The sequence below is a fragment of the Campylobacter sp. BCW_6464 genome, assembly GCF_001762775.1.
GTDB lineage: Bacteria > Campylobacterota > Campylobacteria > Campylobacterales > Campylobacteraceae > Campylobacter_D > Campylobacter_D jejuni.
In genome coordinates this window covers 1-1,849 of record NZ_MJXM01000034.1, presented here as the reverse complement: position 1 = coordinate 1,849, position 1,849 = coordinate 1, and the positions used below count along the sequence as shown (strand labels likewise).

The following is a 1,849-nucleotide window of genomic DNA, read 5'->3' as shown; positions in this document are numbered from 1 at the left end:
AATTTCAAGTTTATTATCACTATTGTTAGTGATAGAACCTGAAATACCTGTATCAGAAGTAGAGGTGTTAGTGATGGAATCAAGTTTAGAACCACTTTCTATAGTGATAGCTCCTGTGATAGAAGCGCTACCTTCATTAACAAGACCACCTTCTACCTTAGCTCCACTTTCTATCTTGATATCACTACCTATAGAAGCATTACCTGTATTGATTATATTTCCTTCAAGTTTAGTGTTTTCCCCACTAACAGTAATACCACCTGTTATACTTCCTGAGCCAGAGTTAGATATGGCTTGGCCTGAAGAAGAAGTTACAGTAGCTCCATCTTCTACTTTTATAGAGCCTTCTATTTTTCCACTTTGATTAGATATACCAGCACCACTTCCACCTTCTACCCTAGAACCTTCACCAGATAAAATCATTTCTCCACTTAAAGAGGCACCATTATCCAATCTTATACCATGAACCTTACCTTTTATAATGCCACCATTTTTAAGTTCTATTTTTTGAGTTTTAGAACTTTCATCTAATGAAATTCCAAAATTATCGCTATAAATTCCGCTCACTGTGCCATCTTTTTTTGAGCTTGTTCCATCTATGTATAAATCTCCTAGAGTTTGCCATTGACCCACTCTTATTCCAGCTGTTTTACCATAAACTATACCTCCATCTTTTATAGTAAGAGTTTCAAATCTACCATAGGATACATATATACCAGAAGTAATTGAATTTATAGTTCCTGTGTTGATGATATTTTCTATGGTGCCACCCTGTTCTAATTTTATGGCACCACCCCACCATATATCTTGAATGGTATTTATAGTACCTTTATTTTCAAGAGTTTTTATAATACTATTTGTAATAAACATAGTAGCATAGCCACCATTCATGATGCCATTATTAATAAAATTTTCTATAGTTCCACCTGATGATCTTATAGCTCCGGTATCTCCTTGCATAATTCCATTATTAACAAAAGTTTTTACATTGGTGTTTCCACTTACCCAAACTCCATTACTCCATTGTTCACTTTTTCCAATTGAATTAATAAAACCATTATTAGTAAAAGTATCTATTTTTGTGTTAATAAGCACACCTGCCTCTGTGCCTTGTATAGTTCCACTGCTAGCATTGGTAAAATTTGTCATACTGCCTTGACCTATATTAACTCCCTTGCCTGCACTAATAAAACCACTATTTGTAAAATAATTTATATTGGAATTGTTTGCAACATCAATGGCAATTGAATTGCTTGTGATAGTTCCACTATTGTTAAAAGTTTTTATATTAGTATTTCCTTCAAAGTAAACCCCTTTTTCCATTAGAAGCTGTTATGGTTCCACTATTGTCAAATTTATCTATATTAAGAGTTCCTGAGTTGTTACCCCAAATTCCCATGTAAATTTGTCCATTAATTTGACCTGTATTTTCAAAGGTGTTGACAGCAATAGTTCCTGTAAAATTACCATTGTTTTCTATACCAATCTTACCATTAATGGTTCCATTATTAGTAAGATTGGTAAGAGTAAGAGTGTTGCTATCATTAGCATGGGCATAGATGATTTTACCTGTATTGCCTATGTTACCTAGAGTTCCATTTGATCCGATTGTTAAAGAATTTGATGTTCCATTTCCAGTAATAGTTACTTGTTGATTGTGTAAAGAATTTATAGTCGTATTGATCTTAGCTTGAGGACTATAAACACTTGCTGATCTAGTTTTAACATTTTTATTAACTTCATCATAAGTTTTTATTTCAGAATTTAATTTAGCATTAGCACAACTTGCCAAAAAAGAAATAGTAGCTAAAGATAAAACTATTTTTTTAGAATTTAAACAGGGTTCTTT

At 32.6% G+C, this 1,849-nt stretch carries 1 pseudogene; it reads right to left on the bottom strand.

Features of this window, described 5'->3' with window-relative positions:
* Positions 1-1,849: pseudogene (locus AJ885_RS10270) on the bottom strand (beta strand repeat-containing protein); the annotation flags it as partial.